Source organism: Clostridium tanneri (genome assembly GCF_033659955.1).
Classification (GTDB): Bacteria; Bacillota; Clostridia; order Clostridiales; family Clostridiaceae; genus Clostridium_AM; species Clostridium_AM tanneri.
Genome location: NZ_JARUJP010000003.1, coordinates 63657 through 84063, shown reverse-complemented (window position 1 = coordinate 84063; position 20407 = coordinate 63657). Strand labels below are relative to the sequence as shown.

General features: G+C 32.5%; 18 protein-coding genes. 6 read left to right on the top strand and 12 right to left on the bottom strand.

What is annotated here, in order from left to right; genetic code table 11:
- Positions 1-14 precede the first annotated feature (14 nt).
- The gene (locus P8V03_RS03875) at positions 15-617 is read right to left on the bottom strand and encodes a DUF421 domain-containing protein (protein WP_318796839.1); all 603 of its coding nucleotides are present in this window, start codon (positions 615-617) and stop codon (positions 15-17) included.
- Positions 618-843: 226 nt separating this feature from the next.
- Between P8V03_RS03875 and P8V03_RS03870 the strand changes: the two genes are divergently transcribed.
- The 4 genes from P8V03_RS03870 (at position 844) to P8V03_RS03855 (ending at position 6289) form a co-directional block, all read left to right on the top strand.
- Entirely contained in the window at positions 844-1530 is a 687-nt protein-coding gene (locus P8V03_RS03870) for an ABC transporter ATP-binding protein (protein WP_318796838.1), read from the top strand.
- Positions 1531-1554: 24 nt separating this feature from the next.
- Positions 1555-4041, top strand: a complete 2487-nt coding sequence (locus tag P8V03_RS03865) for an ABC transporter permease (RefSeq protein WP_318796837.1) — start codon at positions 1555-1557, stop codon at positions 4039-4041.
- Between the two features lie 285 nt (positions 4042-4326).
- On the top strand, positions 4327-5019 hold the full coding sequence (locus tag P8V03_RS03860) for a response regulator transcription factor (protein ID WP_318796836.1): 693 nt from the start codon (positions 4327-4329) through the stop codon (positions 5017-5019).
- A 28-nt stretch (positions 5020-5047) separates the two neighbouring features.
- The gene (locus tag P8V03_RS03855; protein WP_318796835.1) at positions 5048-6289 is read left to right on the top strand and encodes a HAMP domain-containing sensor histidine kinase; all 1242 of its coding nucleotides are present in this window, start codon (positions 5048-5050) and stop codon (positions 6287-6289) included.
- Between the two features lie 233 nt (positions 6290-6522).
- On the opposite strand, the gene P8V03_RS03850 is transcribed toward P8V03_RS03855, so the two are convergent.
- The 6 genes from P8V03_RS03850 to hdhA form a co-directional block, all read right to left on the bottom strand.
- Positions 6523-6822, bottom strand: coding sequence for a hypothetical protein (locus P8V03_RS03850; protein ID WP_318796834.1), 300 nt, complete (start codon positions 6820-6822; stop codon positions 6523-6525).
- A 400-nt stretch (positions 6823-7222) separates the two neighbouring features.
- Positions 7223-7645 (bottom strand): HepT-like ribonuclease domain-containing protein, encoded by a 423-nt coding sequence (locus P8V03_RS03840; protein WP_318796833.1) that lies wholly within the window; start codon positions 7643-7645, stop codon positions 7223-7225.
- Entirely contained in the window at positions 7638-8006 is a 369-nt protein-coding gene (locus tag P8V03_RS03835; protein WP_318796832.1) for a nucleotidyltransferase family protein, read from the bottom strand. Before P8V03_RS03835 ends, P8V03_RS03840 begins: the two co-directional genes overlap by 8 nt.
- 230 nt (positions 8007-8236) lie before the next feature.
- Positions 8237-9490: a 4Fe-4S dicluster domain-containing protein gene (locus P8V03_RS03830; RefSeq protein WP_318796831.1), complete on the bottom strand. Its 1254-nt coding sequence runs from the start codon at positions 9488-9490 to the stop codon at positions 8237-8239.
- 180 nt (positions 9491-9670) lie between these two features.
- Positions 9671-10459, bottom strand: a complete 789-nt coding sequence (locus P8V03_RS03825; RefSeq protein ID WP_318796830.1) for a pseudouridine synthase — start codon at positions 10457-10459, stop codon at positions 9671-9673.
- 279 nt (positions 10460-10738) lie between these two features.
- The gene (gene hdhA, locus P8V03_RS03820; RefSeq protein WP_318796829.1) at positions 10739-11530 is read right to left on the bottom strand and encodes a 7alpha-hydroxysteroid dehydrogenase; all 792 of its coding nucleotides are present in this window, start codon (positions 11528-11530) and stop codon (positions 10739-10741) included.
- 193 nt (positions 11531-11723) lie between these two features.
- On the opposite strand from hdhA, the gene P8V03_RS03815 reads away from it, so the two are divergent.
- Positions 11724-12434: a response regulator transcription factor gene (locus tag P8V03_RS03815; RefSeq protein ID WP_318796828.1), complete on the top strand. Its 711-nt coding sequence runs from the start codon at positions 11724-11726 to the stop codon at positions 12432-12434.
- Between the two features lie 96 nt (positions 12435-12530).
- Positions 12531-13142: a cupin domain-containing protein gene (locus P8V03_RS03810; RefSeq protein WP_428978961.1), complete on the top strand. Its 612-nt coding sequence runs from the start codon at positions 12531-12533 to the stop codon at positions 13140-13142.
- A 51-nt stretch (positions 13143-13193) separates the two neighbouring features.
- On the opposite strand, the gene P8V03_RS03805 is transcribed toward P8V03_RS03810, so the two are convergent.
- The 5 genes from P8V03_RS03805 to P8V03_RS03785 form a co-directional block, all read right to left on the bottom strand.
- Positions 13194-13544 carry a PqqD family protein gene (locus tag P8V03_RS03805; protein WP_318796826.1) on the bottom strand — a complete coding sequence of 117 codons (351 nt, stop codon included), beginning with the start codon at positions 13542-13544 and terminating at the stop codon, positions 13194-13196.
- Positions 13534-15453 carry an OPT family oligopeptide transporter gene (locus tag P8V03_RS03800; protein WP_318796825.1) on the bottom strand — a complete coding sequence of 640 codons (1920 nt, stop codon included), beginning with the start codon at positions 15451-15453 and terminating at the stop codon, positions 13534-13536. Before P8V03_RS03800 ends, P8V03_RS03805 begins: the two co-directional genes overlap by 11 nt.
- 293 nt (positions 15454-15746) lie before the next feature.
- A complete protein-coding gene (locus P8V03_RS03795; RefSeq protein WP_318796824.1) occupies positions 15747-16097 on the bottom strand; it encodes a PqqD family protein in 351 nt (116 codons plus the stop codon).
- On the bottom strand, positions 16087-18009 hold the full coding sequence (locus tag P8V03_RS03790) for an OPT family oligopeptide transporter (RefSeq protein WP_318796823.1): 1923 nt from the start codon (positions 18007-18009) through the stop codon (positions 16087-16089). The genes P8V03_RS03795 and P8V03_RS03790 overlap by 11 nt, the downstream gene beginning before the upstream one ends.
- Before the next feature lie 623 nt (positions 18010-18632).
- Entirely contained in the window at positions 18633-20207 is a 1575-nt protein-coding gene (locus P8V03_RS03785; protein ID WP_318796822.1) for a DEAD/DEAH box helicase, read from the bottom strand.
- Positions 20208-20407: the final 200 nt, after the last annotated feature.

Genomic DNA, 20407 nt, shown 5'->3' with positions numbered 1-20407 from the left:
GTTACACAAAATACTTATTGGGGCTCATTTTTGTTTCCTTCAAAGCTTTCATTCTTTATCTCTTTAAAAATATCATTTCTTTCATTAGTTGATTTTGTTTTGCTATTAATCATTGTTTTCAATTCAGATATTTCACCCATTAACTTGACAAAGTCTTCCTGTGTTAAGGGTTTTTTATTGCTTTTCAACTCATATCCAAGCTGACCACTGACTTCAATTGTTGCATATTGAACATCTTCTATAGACGATATACCTGCCTGTCTTAATCGAGTTTCAAGTTTATCAATTGTCATCCTAAGCCTTTTTAGATTTTCAATATTTGGTTTACCATCTTCTATAACAATTACTGCTTTGCCTGAAAATATGGTTTCTAAAAAATCTACCTTCACTTGTAAATATTCAGTAATCATCATAAGTACAGTTAGAACTAGTGCTGCCAAAAATGTAATAAGTAGACCTCTTCCAGCTACAGGCTCAATAAGCAATGAACCTAATCCTATCATCACAATAGTTTGTGATATTGTCATTTGAGAAATTGATTTTCTTCCACCTATTCTTAAAACAAATGTTCCTATGATAAATATTAGAGCTGCTTGCCAAACCCAACTTAAGTCCATATTTTTTCCTCCTTAAGCAAATTCATAGATATTTCATATTATTTATCATTATGAAATTTTAATACGGTTTAACATATGCTCTATTAAATGAAATAAGGAAAAACTTAGCCTCAAACTCTCTTACTAAATTGTAAGATAGTTTGAGACTTTTGTAAGTCTATAGACATAGAGCTAAAAACAGTAATTGGATATAATTAATCCATAGTATAAAAAAGGAGCGATATTTATGAAGATATTAGAAGTTAAAAATTTAAATAAGACCTATGGTAGTGGAGAAAACAAGGTAGAAGCACTTAAAAACGTGAATTTATCCGTTAACAAAGGAGAATTTGTTGCCATTGTAGGTGCATCAGGTTCCGGTAAAAGTACATTACTTCATTTATTAGGAGGGCTGGATAAACCTACAACAGGCAGCATTATTATTGATGGTGAAAATATTTATGATTATAAAGAAGAAAAGCTTGCCATATTCAGAAGACGTAAGATAGGATTTATCTTTCAATTTTTTAACCTCATTCCTGTTTTAGATGTAGAGGAAAACATATCACTTCCAGCTCTTTTAGATAATGAGAAGGTTGATAGTACTTACCTCAATGAGATTATAGAGTTGCTAGGACTTACAGATAGAAAAAATCACCTTCCTTCAGAGCTTTCCGGAGGACAGCAGCAGAGAGTATCTATAGGCAGAGCGCTATTAAACAGACCCTCTATTGTGCTTGCAGATGAGCCTACTGGAAACTTAGACAGTAAAAATTCAAAGGAGGTTATTGAATTGTTAAAGTTCACTGCTAAAAAGTATAACCAAACACTTATCTTAATTACTCACGACATAAACATAGCTTCTATGGCTGATAGAGTAATCACAATACAGGACGGCGAGATAGTCTCTGATAAGTATATGAAAAACAACTAAAATTTTATAAAAGGAGTTAATATAATGATAGATTCATATAGAAAGCTTACTGGAAAGTATTTAAGAGCAACTAAGAAGAGAACTGCCCTTACTATTTTAGGAATAGTTTTATCTGTTGCACTAATATCAACTATAGGGCTTTTCTTTCACAGTATGCAGGTATCGCAAGTTCAAGAGGCCAAAAACAACTATGGGGCATTTCATTTAATATTTCAAAAGGCAGATGAAAGCTTGGTTTCAAAAATTGCTAATAATCCTAAGGTTTCAAGATATGGCTTTTTAAGTTTTAACGAGCCAGTTGATGTGACAAATAAATTAAAGGTTACAGAAACAGCTGCTACAGATAGCGCTTTAGAACTGCTTCCTTATAGAGTCAAAGAGGGAAAGCTTCCTGACAATAATAAGGAAGTAGCAATTGAAAACTGGGTTCTTAGTTATATTGATAAAACTGCCAAAGTAGGAAGCATAATTAACTTTAATAACAAAGAATATAAACTTACAGGTATTCTAGAAAACAATATAAGCAATCAAGTAGATAATAAAGGAATACTGTTATCTAAAAGCAATAACATTGATAAGAGTAACTCAATGCTAGTTGTAGAAATTAGCAGCAAAACAAATTTAAATACTGCTCTACGTGAACTTAAGGCTTTGGCTCCAAAGGACACTGTTGCTGAAAACGCTGAACTTCTTATGATGCTGGGCGTAGGTGAAGGTAATAGTATGAATGGATTGTATTTAACCTTAGGTATAATAATTGGAATAGTGGTTATATGTACCATTGCTGTTATATACAACTCCTTCCAGATAAGTGTAGTAGAAAGAATTAAGCAATTTGGGTTGTTGAGAGCTATAGGTGCAACACCAAAGCAAATCAGAAAGCTTGTGTTAAGGGAAGCTACCCTCTTGGTATTAATCAGCATTCCTTTAGGATTATTATTTGGAATCCTAGCAGTGAATTGTATAATTATTTCTTTCAATATAATAGGTGGAGATTCAGTATTTCCAATGAGTATTGACATCTCATTTAAAGTACTTGCTATAAGCGGAGTAATTGGTCTCCTATCCATATACATTTCTGCATTGATACCAGCTTATTTTGCAGGCAGGATATCCCCTTTAGTTGCTATAAGCAGCAGAAACTCTATAACAAAGGAAAAAATAAAGAGAAGAAAAAACAGGCTTATGCAAGGAATATTAGGTTTTGAAGGAGCCCTTGCCAGTAAAAATATAAGAAGAAACAGAAAAAGGTATAGAATTACTGTTTTTTCTGTAGTAATAAGTGTTGTGCTCTTTATTACCTTTAAATCTTTTATGGATATGAGTCTGAATATTACAAGCACACCAAATGAATCAAAGGATATGCACTTTTCTGTAATAAGAGATTATCAAGCTACAGAAGAAAATAAGGTAATAGATGAAAAAATGGTGAAAGCTTTAAATAATCTAAGTACTGTTGACAAGGTTTATAGGGTATTTGATTCCTTCTCCTTTGATGCTGCAATTAGCAAAGATAAAGAGATTAGTGAAGTTAAAGAAATTAGTGGTATATATACTCAGGTTAATGAAAAAAGTATTTTATCTAGTTCTTTAGTAGTATATGACAGTGAGTCCTTAGAGGCAGCTAAAAAATACCTGTCATCAGGTAATATTGATATAGAGAAAATTAATAAAGAAAATGGAGTAATCTTAATAAACAAAAATAAAATATTTAATGGTGCAACAAAAAAATCCTATATGGGTCCAATAGCGGATGTAAAGGTTGGAGATGAAATAGAACTCCAATATTATGATGATAAGGTAGAACAGCCTGAAAGAAAAGAATTCGGAAAAGATGCAGTTAAAAGGGTGAAGGTTATGGCTATACTTGATACTGAACCTTTTAACTACCGTGGAAATCAATCCGGTCTTAAAATGATATCTACTTCTCAGGTGGCAGAGGCTTTATCTGGCAAAAAGGATATTAAGCCGGTAAATTTAAATATTAAAATTAAAGATATACAAAGTGAAGGGAAAGCCTTAAATGACATTGAAAATGTGATAAAATCAGACCCTTCTTTAAAAACAATAAACAATATAGACAATAATAGAAAAAGTAAAACCTCAATACTTATGATGCAGATTCTAGTATATGGTTTTGTTGTAGTAGTATCTTTAATTGGAAGCGTTAACATTATAAATACACTTACTACAAACATTATATTAAGAAAAAGAGAGTTTGCAGCTTTAAAATCTATAGGCTTAACTCAAAAAGGACTTAAGAAAATGATTACTCTGGAGGGGCTTCTATATGGTCTTGTAGGCTCTATATATGGTTCTGTTATAGGATGCGCAGCCTCCTACGGAATGTATATAGGCCTAGGCAGCGTAAGAGAGTTCCCATGGACTATTCCTTGGGATGCCATAGCTATTGCGGCAGCTTCTGCAATAGTTATTGGATATATTTCAGTGCTAGCACCACTTAGAAGAATAAAAAATGAAAATTTAATTGAAGCTATTAGAGAAGAGTAAAATTATTATAGGCTGTCTTACTAAACTGTAAGACAGCCTGTTATTTTGTAAGAGAAGAGATATAGATATAAAAAGCTCTACTATATATAATTAAGGCATAGTAAATAAAAAATTTATAGGAGGAAAGCAAAAAATGGTTAAAATTAAAAATATGTTAGAAACTATTTATATATGCGTCGTATTAATGTTTTTCTCAAAAGAATTGGTTAACAAGAATATTGACAGTAGAAATAAATTTTTTGAGGAATGTGGTATTCTGGTATAATATAGTTTGAGGTGAAACAGATGAATAAACTATTATTAGTTGAAGATGATGAATCTTTAGCATTGGGCATAGAATTCTCACTTAGGGATGAAGGTTATGAGGTGTCAAGAGCTGCAACTATTGAAGCAAGTAAAAGTCTATTTAATTCCGAGCCCTTCGATCTTCTTATATTAGATATAAATTTACCAGATGGAAGCGGATACGACCTTTGCAAATATATTAGAGAAAAAAGTAACGTACCAATAATATTCTTAACTGCCTTGGATGATGAAGTTAATGTAATCCTTGGATTAGAAATTGGAGGAGACGACTATATAACTAAACCCTTTAGGGTAAGAGAACTTTTATCACGAGTAAAGGCTCTGTTAAGACGAAGCTCTAATAGCACTATGTCCCCTTCCAATAAGCTTATAAGTGAAGAAATAGAAGTTGATTTGGGAACTGCAATAGTTAAGAAAAGGGATTTGCCAGTTACTTTAACAGCTCAGGAGTATAAACTTTTACTGATATTTATGAATAACCCAAAGATTTTAATGAAGCGTGAGAAGATACTAAGAGAACTTACAGAAGACTCTGAGGTTTTCTTTGATGAAAATACACTATCTGTTTATATTAAAAGAGTAAGAGAAAAAATAGAAGATAACCCTAGAGAACCTAAGTATATAGTTACCTTAAGGGGATTAGGCTATAAGTGGGATAAAGAAGTTACTTAGGATATTCATATAAGGAGAAGTATAAAATATGAAGAGATATTTTACAAATCCTGAGCTTAAAATGAGCTCAGTTATTCTTTTTTTATCAATGATTTTATTTTTCATAGCAAATGTATTTGTTCAAAGGCTCTATTATAATGATTTAAAAAATGACTACCTTAGAAGTGTAGGAGCTGTTGCTGCAAGAATAGTGGAGCATAATCCTAGCTTAGAGAAAGAAATTATGCCCCTTGTTACAAAGGAAATATCACAAGAAGATCAATCAAAAGGAAAAGCTTTCTTAAGCCAATATAGTTTAACAACAAACTTAGATAACGGACTTTTTCCTTATATAAATGAAACCTCTAAAAAGAGCAACTATTTTACTCTTTTAATATTTATAGTGATGACTGCTCTATTCTTACTACTTAACTATTTGCAGTATGCTTTTTTCTATAAAAAGATAAGAAGGCTTACTATTGGTGCAAAAAAAGTTGTGGATGGAGATTACGACTTAACTATAAATGAAAACAAGGAAGGAGACCTGTCTAAGCTTGCAGTTTCCTTTAATTCTATGAGAGAAATAATAAAAAATAATATAGGTGAACTTAAGAAGGAAAAGCAGTTTTTAGTTGACCTTTTGTCAGATATATCTCATCAGCTTAAAACCCCACTAGCTTCAATGGTTGTATACAATGACATTATGCTAAGTAAGGAGCTTTCTAAAGAGCAAAGTAAGACATTTTTGCTAAGTAATCAAAATCAACTTGATAGAATGCATCACCTTATACATAGTATTTTAAAGCTAGCCAAGATAGATGCTAAAGCTATAGAACTTGATAGAGAAAAACAAAGTCTAAATGAAACCATACAGGAAGCAATAGATTCCTTGGAAAGCAAAGCTTTAGAGCATAGAGTTAAGGTTAACTTCATAGAAAAAGAAGAAGTTAACTTTGAACATGACAGGTTGTGGCTTGAAGAGGCATTAATTAACATTATTAAGAATGGCATAGAGCACACATTGGAAGACGGAGAAGTAACTATAAACCTTTATGAAAATCCTGTTTATAGAAGAATTATAATAGAGGATACTGGAGAAGGTATAAGTGAAGATGATTTACCTAATATTTTCAAAAGGTTTTATAAAGCAAGGACCTCTAAAAAAAGTGATTCTGTTGGTATAGGCCTAGCCCTTGCTAAATCTATAGTAGAAGCACATGATGGTATTATTGAAGCTGAGAGCAAGATAGGTATCGGCACTAGGTTTACTTTAACCTTTCTGAAGTTTTAGAAATAGCTCATTTAATTATAGTAAATGCTGAAATAAGGTTGTTTTATATAGGCGACCTTATTTAGTAGTTTCTCATAATTTTATAAATAATAAAAAACATTGAGCATTAACGTCATTTAACTAATATATTATTTTTTGAGAAGTTATCAAGCAGTATATCTAAATCTTTTAGATACATCAGCTATAACTCTACATAAGAATAATACGGTGTCCGGATGAATTGTTCAGTTTTTCTATTTTGTCTTAATTTTTATATATATTTTCTTTATTACTACCAATAAGGCATAAATAATAAACACATTAGCAAATAGGCCTAGTATATTAATCATCATTCCTTTATTTCCATTAAATAGATTGCTAAAGAGTTGAGAACTTCCTTTATTACCTTGATATATTGACCAATACTCACAGGGAAACCCAAAATTATATACTATTAAAGTTCCGTTTTGTCTTATATTTGCTGGTACAATAAATGAAACAATTATAAGTATTAGTATGCTTAATTTAAATTCCCAAGTTTGGATTCTTCTCATTTTATTCACCTTTCTATAGTATTGTCGCATGATATTTTTTTACCACTCAGACTTAACTACTATAAAAATTATATCATGTTTCCCACATTATTACAGCAAGATATATTTACAATATAACATTCTCTTATTTTTTAACACAGTATTATTCAATTATCAAAGGTCATTGTTCATATGTTCCATTTCAATAGTTACTTCGTTTTAAATTACAACTGTGGCTCAATTATTATAATATAGTTAGCCTTCTCCTATCTCGTCAATTAACCAAGGTGAGTTTTTATCTTTTCTAATAAGAGTACACCTCTTAATGTATAAGCTAAATAAAAAGATAGCTATATTTCAAACTATCTTTCTAGTAACTTACTTATGTAGGGACATAAAATATTAAATTTCTTTTTTATTGTTATTTCAGCAGTTCTTTTAATGCTTCTTCTAATTCTTCTAAATATTTTACATTATCTTTCAAATTTAAAAGCAAATCTTCGTCTTTTGGCATCTTATATCTGTGTGCTAATCTATTTCTTAACTTTCTTGATGAACTATAAAACTCAAAAAACTCTTCGCTTACTTTATTAGAATTTTTGATTATCTCCATACCCTCTATTGCCGATATGTCTATTTTAAATTTATTTAGATATTTTAAAGTTATGGATATATAGTCCTCACATAGTATATGAAAATCTAAAAAATACGCTCTTATACTATGATAAAGAAACTTCTTTATCTTGTCCCCACTAGAATCTATTGAAGCTAAACATTCTTTAAAATCTTGTTCCCATTCTTTGAAATCACTAATTAATTTTAATGTCCTATCTCGATTAATCAAGCAAGTCAGCCTCCCTTAGGCGAATAAAATCGCTGTTTTCTTTAAAAAATTTCTCTACCAATTTATATAAATTTTCATAAGAATTATTTTTGTTATAAATAATCTCAGCATCATTAAGAATGTTCTTTAATAGCAGCTTATCAGTATTTTCATCTATTTTTACTATATCAACGCTGTAATTAAGTAGTTTTTCTAATTCTGATTCCAAATTTAATTCTTCAGCTAAAGTCAAATTTCCGATTATAAAGATATCATAGTCCGAATCCTCTCTATAATCCCCCCTAGAACGACTTCCAAATATGCCAGCAGACTGCAAATTATATTTATCTGCAATATCTACTATTAGTTTTTGTAACTCCATATAATAGCCTCGCTTTCTTTTTTCTAAACACAATAGCGAACTGCAAAAACTCTTATACTTTATAATCATAGGATATTTATATCTTTTCTATTGCTCCATTCTTCTTAACTATTTTAATTATATCCGAAGTGGGCATTTTTAACAATATTTTGCAATTAATGATTTTACCTGTTTACTTAGATCTACTTTCTTCACAAAGAAGATGGCGAATATACTAAATTTTATCCCTATTATTTTTTACTTAATAGTCTATCTAGATATACCGATTTCATCTGTTTGCTTGCCATAGCCCTCTTAATAGGTGGAAGTTTTAAAATAGCTGATAAAACTGCTGCCATAGCTCTGTGACTAAATAATGCCTTATTATCAAAAATTAGCTCTTGAAGCTGGCCTTTTTCAATAGCTTGCAGCACTATTCTGTGAGTTGTATTAGCAGGAGTTATTATTTCCTTTTCTCTATGTTTTAGATATATGCTTTTCTTATAGCAATTTCTAACACATATGCCGCAACCAAGGCATATTTTTTCATCAACTTTAGCTTTTTTAGATAGAGGATCAACCTTTATGGCCTCTATGGGACATGCCTTTGAACATTTACCACAGCCTACACAGCTATCTTCTATAACCTTAGGAAGAAATGCAGTAGTCTGAATGGGATTTAAATACCCGAATTCTTTAATTGCCTGCATGCCTTCGCAGCAGCAGCCACAACAATTACAAAGAAATACTGACCCATCCCTAACATTTTCACCGCATTGTACTAAATTATAATCATATGCCATATTCAATATTTCCAGACCTTCAGCTGCTTCTATAGCTCTGCCATAACCATGTTTACTTAGGGTATATGCACTATCTCCAAAGGTTAAACAAACATCCATGGGAGCACTACATGCTTTTTCTAAGTGCTTCATCTTATGTCTGCAAAAGCACATACTGGCAGTTATAAATTTAGCATTTTTAATTACATTACTAGCTCTATCATAGTCCATTATCTCCAATTGATTCTGATTTGAAAGAACTCCTTCCTGCACAAAAACCTTTCCAAATCTTGTTTCTGTACTTAAAAATAGATCTTTAATAAAGTCCTCTTCTACATTCAAATATTGAAAATAGAGTTCCGACAAAACCTTTTGATCAATATCATCTCTAGTTCTCATAAGAGAAAACTCAAAAAAACCAATCATAGGCGGTGGAAGGCAGTATTCTTTTTTTCCATCATAATCAACATCTAAAAGTATAGCTTTTGAAGCCAGCTTTTGAAGAATGTTTTCAGTTTGAACCTCATCCATTTTCCAAATATAACTTGCAGTTTTAACCGTAAATGGCTTAATAGGAAGCATTGCTACAAGTTCAGCTTCCTTTTCAGTAAAAAGCATGCTTAATATTTTATACAATGTTTTTGATGGAGGTGCCCCTTGTGGAAATCTATTAATACGCTCTTCTAATCTCCTGTAGGCTTCTTTATTTGAAATATGTGACATATTTTCACAGCCCTTCTCTAAATCATTACTATGTTATTTAGATTATTTTATCTGTATCATTTTTCTTATTGATATACCCGTTTGCCCATTAGTTTTATTCACCTTTGTGCTCCAGTTTCCATAGTAATTATTATAGCACAATTTCAATTTCCTACTAAAATATAATATGAAAATTATGGCTTATTCACATTGTCCCAATAAATTTAGAATCTCTACTTCTGTTAAAGGTCGATACTGACCTTTCTCCAATGATTCATCTAGCAGCAACTCTCCAACTGAAACCCTTTTTAAATACACCACATAACAACCTACTGCCTTTAACATACGCTTTACTTGATGCTTACGTCCCTCTGAAATGGTAAGATACCCAGAAACAACTGGCTGATTATAATGATTTAAATCTATTTTGCATAATTCCTTAGCAGCGGTTTCATCTTTTAGATCTTTATATATTCCACAGTTTTCTACCTGAATTTTTGCTGGCTTTGTTGGCATTTCATCTTTTCCGATGTAAATTCCCTGCTCTAATTGCTTTTTGTCTTCTTCACTTAAAGAGCCTAAGGCCCAAAAAAAGTAGGTTTTTTCAACATGCTTTTCCGGATACATTAGCTTATGCTCAAAGGCACCGTCGTTGGTAAGCAATAATAATCCTTCTGTATCTTTGTCCAATCTTCCAACATGAAATACTCCCTTCATCTTAAGATCAGCAAAAAAATCAAAGACCGTTTTGTGAACTGCATCCTCTCTTGCAGTAATGCATCCAGCAGGTTTATTAAACATATAATACACTTTTCCAGTATACTCAACTACTTTTCCAAGGTACTCAATAACATCAGAGTTTTCTTCAATTTCTACTGCTGGTTCTGTTACTGCCTGTCCATTAACTTTAACCTTACCTTCTTTGATATAAATCCTAACTTCTTTTCTTCTTCCAATAGATGATTCTGCTAAAAATTTATCTAATCTCATGTTTTACTACTTCTCTTTCTTTGAAAATTAAATCTACCTTTTCATTAGATTGATATTTTTAGGTTGCAATATAAAATGCTATATTCCCACCTATTATCTTCTCTTTATTTAATAGCCTTATTATAACACAAAGTCGAAACTTGTCTAATTCTCTTTCGAACGCTCATAAGATTATCACTATACCACAAGCATTCTATTACTCTTTAATAAAAAAGCTAAAGTCAGTAGTTAGCCGACTCTAGCTTTTTTCTATGTTTAAAGACAATCCTTAGAAGCTGATTAATCTCTTGTGGAATACTCAGAATATTGGGGAGTTCCTAAAGCATAACCACCAGCAACTTCATGGAGCATTCCTGTTACATATGAAGAATCATCACTAGCATAATATAGAACTGCATTTGCAATATCCTCCGGTCTTCCTACACGATTAAGAGGTACATGTCCCAAAAATGAATCTCTAAATTCATCACTCATATTTTCAAGAGCGGCCTTAGTTCCTATGAGACCTGGTAACACTGCATTACATCTTATATTTTTTCTAGCATACTGGAGGGCTATATTTTGAGTTAAGGAATTTATAGCTGCCTTTGATACACAGTAAGCTACTCTCGATAGGTCTGGAACTACTGAACCTATAGTTGATATATTAACTATACTTCCTCCTCCTGTTTTTTCCATGTGAGGGATTGCTGCTTTGCATGGTAAATATACACTTTGTACGTTATCTTTTAATATTTTGAAGAATTCATCACTGTCACCTTCAGTAACATTATGATCTAGCCTAACGTTGGTTGCACCATAGTTATTTATTAGTATATCTAATCTGCCTTCTGCTTCTACGACTTTATTTACCATTGTAGTGTAAGTCTCCTCTTCCCTAGCATTGAAGTAAACAAATTTGGCTATCCCACCTTTTTCATGTATATTCATGATTACTTCCTTTGCTAATTCTTCAGACCGAGCAGCTATATAGACTAGGGCCCCTTCTCTGGCAAGTACCTCTGCTGATGCTAAACCTATTCCTTTTGTAGCTGCTGTTATGATAGCAACTTTATTTTCTAACTTTTTCATAATTATTACCTCCATAAAAATTAATTAAATTTATGATATGTGATGATAAATTGCAAGTCATGATTATATAATACTGTGGCAATTCTGTCATAACAAAGGAGCTATTGTGGCAATTTTGTGGCAAAGTATTAACATATAAGCTTTATTGTGTTATATTTTTATATATTTTACTACGGAAATGGAGTTGCTTGTTTTGAGTAAAACTATATATATAGCTGATGATGAGGAAAACATACTGGAGCTTATGAGTTCTCTTCTTAAGAAGGAGGGTTTTATAGTTAAAACTTTTAATAATGGTATAGACCTTCTTGACGAGTTTTACGTAAGCCCCGCTAATTTAGTTATTCTAGATATAATAATGCCTGGAATGGATGGGCTTTCAATATGTGCTTTACTTAGAAAGCTTAGCAATGTTCCAATAATAATAGTATCTGCCCTTGATAGTGAAATAGATAAAGTCACTGGAATTACCTTAGGTTGTGACGATTATATTTCCAAGCCCTTTTCACATCTTGAGCTTGTTGCAAGGGTAAAGGCCATATTTAGAAGAATTCAACTGGATCAAGAGCCTCAAGTATTTTCCTTAGATTTAGTCTTCGGAGACATCACTATTAATGAGCAACAGAGAAGTGCTTCTATTAAAGGCGAAAAGGTTAATCTCACTCAAACGGAATTTTCTTTGATAACATATCTAATAAAGAATTCAAATCGAGCAGTTAGTAGAGAAGAATTATTAAGAAAAATATGGAATTTTAAATTAAAGGAATTAGATTCAAGAGCTACTGATGATGCTGTTAAACGACTTAGAAAAAAGCTAACTTTCTACAATTCTAATGTGGCTATTCAAACGGTACGAGGTTACGGGTTTAGAATTTTTTGTGATGTTGATAAAAAGAGAACTTAGAAGTATAGCTGCCCTGAAATGCAGCTAATAATTTTGCACCTTCTCTAAATACAGAGCATATGATGATACTGTAAGTTTATGAAAGGAATGATCTATGTGAACAACTCTTATAATCCATGTCCCTGCTCTTACTGCATGGAATATCCATGTCCTTACTGGGTTAACGCATCAAGGTACAACTCAGACTTTTCCGATCAATTTGCTGATCAGTATCCATCTTTTACCGATGAAATTGAATATGAACCAACATCTGATTTTTCAGAACCACTAAGAGACAATGATTTACTTCAATTGAAGGATTATGGACCAGAACCCTTTGTAATTAACATTGATAAGGCTACTAAGCAAAACGATACTTACCGTACCGCTTTATGGACAGGAAAACATTTGCAGCTTACCTTGATGAGTATTAAGCCTGGAGAAGACATAGGTTTGGAAATTCATCCTAACCTTGATCAATTCATACGCATTGAAGAAGGTCAAGGAATTGTTAAAATGGGTAATAGGAAAGATAAATTGGACTTCCAACAAAAAGTCTATGATGATTTTGCCTTTATCATACCTGCCGGCACATGGCACAATCTCATAAACACAGGCAACAAACCAATTAAATTGTATTCTATTTATGCACCACCTCAACATCCACGTGGCACAGTTCAAAAAACTAAGGCAGCTGCACAAGCCGGTGAAGATAAACACAATCGTTAATAAGTGTACTAAAAACAAAGACGGCACCTGCAATGGGTGCCATCTTTTGTATTAGAAATTTGTTTTTTCTATGTAGTGGCAATTAACGTTGATATGGTTTAAGAATAACAATAACCTTTCATAAAGTGGGTGAGCTTTCTCACCATACTTTGCTTCAAGATTTTCTCCTATATCTTTTACAGTTTTCTTGCCATCTATTTGTAAAAACACATAACTTCCATATTCGTCCAGAGTAATTTTTTTATATTCTGGAATTCTAAATTTAAGTTTTCTAAAGAAATTTTGCACCTTATGATCTTGTTTTTCAAGTATGGTTACAATATTATCTTTATCCACTTCATATTCCAGGTTATCAGAGATTTTAAATATTATATTTAATACCTCTTCATTGCTATTTGGCATTTTTAACCTTACTGTTTACTATTGGTATTGTAGTAACTATTACTAGAAGTATTAGTAGTATAATTGCCATTCCATTAGAAGCAGTAAAGCCACTTGGTCCAGCTCCTTTTATAACACCTGACACTTGAAGTATTATACCAATAAGTCCTATTATAGAGCCACCAGCAACAAGTCCAGAAGATAAGCTTATACCATTAGCAATCTTAACTTCTTTTTCCTGTTCGGATTTAGAAGCTCTTTCTACAAATAGACGAACTAATGCTCCTATTAATATTATAGAAGTTGTAGATATTGGTAAGTAGAAACCTATAGCAACTGTCATTACTGGAAGGTTTAATAAGAATAAAACAATTCCCATAACGATACCAACAATTATCATAACCCAAGGTAAGCTGCCTGACATTATACCAGCAGTTAATGTTGACATTAAGTTAGCCTGAGGTAATGCAAATGGAACGTTATCACCGGTCATTGAAAGTTGGCTTGAAAGTAATAATATAGTACCAACAACTACTGCAACACCAACCACACCAGCTATAGCAAAGTATTTTTGCATTTCGTTCTTGTCTCCACCTATTACAAAAGTAACTTTTTGTGACTGACAATATCCACCAGCCATGGCTATAGCAGTAACTATAAATGTACCAAATAGAAGTAGAGACCTGTTACTTTCAAGGTTTTTCCATCCCATTGCAACAAATAGTAATGTTACAACAACTATAGAAGCTATGGTCATACCAGATACAGGAAGGTTTGAAGTTCCTATAGTACCAGTTAAACGACCAGAAACTATAACAAATAGTAATGATAAGAATAATGATAAAATAGAAGCAGTAATTGCCATCAATATGTTACCGCCGGATATTAGGAATCCGCCTATGAAACCTACTACTATTCCACCAAGTAATATTACGTTTCCAGCAGATGAACTATCAGCACTATTGGAGGACTTGGCATTAAGAGTTTCTTTTATAGAAGATATTATAGTAGGTATAAGCTTTATAGCACCTATTAAACCACCAGAAAGCATCATACCAGCGCCGATATATTTTACATAACTACCAGCTATGTTATTAACTTTCATAGCATTTATAGCAACGCCAGGAGCATTCCATACTGTTGCTCCGTCATTTGCAAGAGTTGAGAAGTAACCTATCAAAGGCATGATACCGAAGTTAGATAATATGGAGCCAGCAAACATAGTTAAAGAAACATCTAAGCCAACTATGAATCCTATACCTAATAATAGAGGATTAACCTCAACTTCAAATTTCCACTTATAGAAGGATTCGTTTACATAGCTTATAACGTTATTAGCTACATTTAAGAATGAGCCAGTTACAACAGTTATAATACCACCTATTCCAAATCCTATTCCCATGTACTTCATTGATTCTCCAGCACCTTCTGAAGCAACAAGTGTTTCAGATATAGCCATTGACTCAGGATACATTAACTTACCATGCTCTTCAACTATTAAATAGTTGTAAACAAGAGAAGCTATTCCTATACCGAATAGAACTCCACCTACACCAACAGCCAAACCTTCTAAGAAGGAAACCTTTGATCCTATTAAAAGAACTGCTGGTAAAACAAATATTATACCACTGGCAACTGATTCTCCACCGCTTGACATACCTTGAAGTAGATTTTTGCCAAGAATACCTTTTTGCTTAGCAAATGCAGCTATAAAGGCAGAGCCTATTATAGAGCCAGGTATACCGGCAGCAACTGTAAGTCCTGATTTCATACCTGAATAGGCAGTTGATGCTGCGAATAAAGCAGCCAAAACAATACCTATTACTAATACTGCAGCATTTCCACCGGATTTTGAGCCACTGGAAATATAAGGGACATAGTTTTTACCAGCTATGCCACCATATGCATCTTTAGATAGTTTTTTATCCATAAGACGTACCCCCTTTTTTGTTTTATTTAAGTATTATAACATAATTTTGGTCAAAAAGGTATATTTTTCATTTTTTTGCAGATGCTTTACATTCAATTTCTAATTTTAGGAATAAAAAAAATGATTGGACACATGCATCTTCCCTATGAATTTTATATTCCTTCACTAACTCCTTAACTGTAGCTTCGGCTAACACCTATATCTTTACTGAAAGTATCTTAGGTTGTGATAATTTTGTCTTTATAATACAAAAAAATAAAGATGGCCTCTGCAATGCAGTGCCATCTTCTGTGTTAGAAGTTTGTTTTCTCTATGTAGTGACAATTAACATCGATATGGTTTAAGAATAACAGTAATCTTTCGTAAAGCGGGTTAGCTTCCTCACCATACTTCGCTTCAAGACTCTCTCCTATATCCTTTATAGTTTTCTTGCCATCTATTTGTAAAAACACATAACTTCCATATTCGTCTAGAGTGATTTTTTTATATTCTGGAATTCTAAATTTAAGTTTTCTAAAGAAATTTTGCACCTTATGATCTTGTTTTTCAAGTATGGTCACAATATTGTCTTTATCAACTTCATATTCTAAGTTATCAGAGATTTTAAATATTATATTTAAAACCTCTTCGTTACTATTGGGCATCTTTCACTTTACTATTAAGTAAAGGTATTGCAGTAGCTACTACTAAAGCTATCAATAGTATAAATGCCATTCCGTTAGAACCAGCAAATCCGCTTGGTCCCTTTCCTTTTATAACACCTGCTACTTGAAGTATTATACCAATAAGACCTATTATAGAACCACCAGCAACAAGTCCAGAAGATAAGCTTATACCATTAGCAATCTTAACTTCTTTCTCTTCTTCAGATTTAGAAGCTCTTTCTACGAATAAACGAACTAATGCTCCTATTAATATTATAGAAGTTGTAGCTATTGGTAAGTAGAAACCTATAGCAACTGTCATTACAGGAAGGTTTAATAAGAATAAAACAACTCCCATAACGATACCAACAATTATCATAACCCAAGGTAAGCTGCCTGACATTATACCAGCAGTTAATGTTGATATTAAGTTAGCTTGAGGTAATGCAAACGGAACGTTATCACCAGTCATTGAAAGTTGGCTAGAAAGTAATAATATAGTACCAACAACTACTGCAACACCAACCACACCAGCTATAGCAAAATATTTTTGCATTTCGTTCTTGTCTCCACCTATTACGAAGGTAACTTTTTGTGATTGACAGTAGCCACCAGCTGCAGATATAGCAACAACTATAAATGTACCGAATAAAAGTAATGATCTATTACTTTCAAGGTCTTTCCATCCCATTACAACAAATAATAATGTTACAAGAACTATAGAAGCTATAGTCATACCAGATACAGGAAGGTTTGAAGTTCCTATAGTACCAGTTAAACGACCAGAAACTATAACAAATAGTAATGATAAGAATAATGATAAAACAGAAGCAGCTATTGCCATAACTATATTACCACCAGATATTAGGAATCCTCCTATGAAACCTACCACTACTCCACCAAGTAATATTATGTTTCCAGCAGATGAACTACCAGCACCACTATTTGAAGACTTAGCGTTAAGAGTTTCTTTTATAGAAGATATTATAGTAGGTATAAGCTTTATAGCACCTATTAAACCACCAGAAAGCATCATACCAGCACCGATATATTTTACATAACTACCAGCTATGTTATTAACTTTCATAGCATTTATAGCAACACCAGGAGCATTCCATACTGTTGCTCCATCATTCGCAAGAGTTGAGAAGTAACCTATTAAAGGCATAATACCAAAGTTAGATAATATAGAACCAGCAAACATAGTTAAAGAAACATCTAAACCAACTATGAATCCTATACCTAATAATAGAGGGTTAACTTCAACTTCAAGTTTCCACTTGTAGAAGGATTCGTTTACATAGCTTATAACGTTATTAGCTACATTTAAGAACGAACCAGTTATAACAGTTATGATACCACCTATTCCAAATCCTATTCCCATGTACTTCATTGAGTCTCCAGCACCTTCTGAAGCAACAAGTGTTTCAGATATAGCCATTGACTCAGGGTACATTAATTTACCGTGTTCTTCAACTATTAAGTAATTGTGTACAAGAGAAGCTATTCCTATACCGAATAAAACTCCACCTACACCAACAGCAAAACCTTCTAAGAAGGAAACCTTTGATCCTATTAAAAGAACTGCTGGTAAAACGAATATCATACCACTAGCAATTGATTCTCCACCACTTGCCATACCTTGAATTAAGTTTTTTCCAAGAATACCTTTTTGTTTAGCAAATGCAGCTACAAAGGCTGAACCTATTATTGAACCAGGTATACCAGCTGCAACTGTAAGTCCTGACTTCATACCTGAATAGGCAGTTGATGCTGCAAATAAAACAGCTAAAAGAATACCAATTATTAATACAGTAACATTTCCACCGGATTTCGAACCACTGGAAATATAAGGAACGTAGTCTTTGCCTGCTACGCCACCATATGCATCTTTAGACAATTTATTATCCATAAAGATGTACCTCCTTTTTTATTTTACGACATGATTATAACATGATTATCGTAAAAAGGAGTTTTTTGCAATTTTACGAATTAAGAACATAGATTTGCTTAGAAAATAGCAATAGTGTCACTAATTAGAATTATACGATTTAAGTATGAATCAGCTTATATGCATACCTTTAAATTCTCTATTAAGTTTTAATTTTCAAGGCAAAGGCACAAATTAATAAATTGTTATTAATTATTTTTGGTGAAAAATTTAACATGTAACTGATGTAATTATTGAAAGGTTTTACCATTGCCTTGAATTTTTAAATATTATTGAATTCACTATACTGATTAGTCACTAAATAGCGCAAGTAAAACTTCAAATTTCATACATTTCTAAAAAATATACATATTCCATAACCTACCTATAATGTAAAATACTTTACAGCATTTTATACTAATATGACCTATAAAGTAAAATTCCCCCAACCCAATGAATTCACCCCAAAAAGTTATACTGGTGTCTAACTTTTGAGGTGCATACCATAAGCTTGAGAGAATATATTTTATCTGCAGTTTTATCGTAACTTCAATATGTCAGTCCATCTTAGTGAAGATAGCTAAATACTAAAGCTCTTGAACAGATTACTTCCTTGATTTTGTTGAAATTTCAATATTCAACTTTCTTCCAGCGAACCTCTTTCCACTGCAATACTTTATTATAGATTCCGCTGCAGCCTCTGTTACATTTACAAAAGAAAACTTTTCAAGAATATCAATATCTCCAACGTCTTCCTTGTTTATTTTTGCATTTTCACTAAAGAATTCCACTAACTTCTTCGGATTAACTTTATCCATACGTCCTACAGTTAAAAACAACCTCTTACTCTCTGACGCTGAACCTATTGCATTTTCGCTGTAATCATAGCTTACTTCTTTGCTGTATAACATATGCATTAGAGCCGCTGCTACTTCTACAAGACTAAACTCTTCATCAAGCTCTGTTGCTAGTGGGATAAATCTTTTATAGCTATCCTCTTCTAAGGTTTCTTTTATCCTGGATAGCATGGTTTTATACTTGGAAACAAATATTTCATCTACTGTAGGAATCTCTCTTCTTCTTATCTTACTCTTTGTAGCCTTTTCAATATGTTTAAGGGAAGTATATTCTCTTGCAGTAACTAGTGTATACGCAACTCCTTCCTTATTTGCCCTGCCAGTTCTACCTATTCTATGAACATAGGATTCTACATCCTGAGGCAAATCGTAATTTATTACGTGACTTACATTTTCAACATCTATACCTCTTGCAGCAACATCAGTAGCTATAAGGAACTCTGAACTTCCTTCCTTAAATCTTCTTAAGGCATTTATCCTCTGATTCTGATTCATATCTCCATGCATTCCTTCAACACCATAGCCTCTGCTCTGCAAACCTTCCATCAGTTCGTCTACGCCTCTCTTAGTCTTGCAGAAGATAATAGCAGCTGAAGGTTCTTCTACATCTAATATTCTGCAAAGTGATTCAAATCTTTCTCTATTCTTAACTTCATAATAGTATTGTTCCACTGTGGCCACCGTCATTGTGCCTTTTGAGACAGCTATATGTTTCGCTTCAGGCCTCATATATCTTTTAGCAAGCTTTTTGATTTCTGGAGGCATTGTAGCAGAAAATAACATTGTCTGCCTATCTTCATTGGAATTTTTTATTATTTCTTCTATATCATCAATAAAACCCATATTAAGCATTTCGTCTGCTTCATCCAATACAAGGAATCGAATAGAACTTAAATCTAAAACTTTTCTTCTAATTAAATCCAATACTCTTCCAGGAGTTCCTACCACTATATCTATACCTTTACGCAAAGCAGAAATCTGCCTTTCAATAGGTTGACCTCCATATAAAGGAATTAGTTTAACTTTAGTAAATTTTCCTATACGATTCAGTTCATCATTTACCTGAATGGCAAGCTCTCTTGTAGGAGTTAGTATAATACTATTTATCTTCCCCTCTGACCTTCTAAAGCTACTTAAGATTGGTGCTGCAAATGCCAATGTCTTTCCTGTACCAGTTTGTGCCTGCCCAATTGCATCATGCCCTTCTAAGAGAATGGGTATTACCTCAGCTTGAATCTTAGATGGTTCCTCAAAACCCATTACATCTAAAGCTTTAAGAATATTTTCATCAAGACCTAATTCACTAAATCCTTTACTTTCCATAGCAAACCCTTCTTTCTGTTTTATTTTTAGTGTTTGCAATTTTTAAAATTTAAATAAAAAAACATATCTTATAATAGTAGTAAAATGTGGTAAGTATGTCTCTTGAACTTTATTTAACCCTTAACTAATGTATTTACAGTGTTTATCCTTCCCTTTATGCATAATATATGACCTTTTTGCTTTCTTCCTAAGCAGATAAA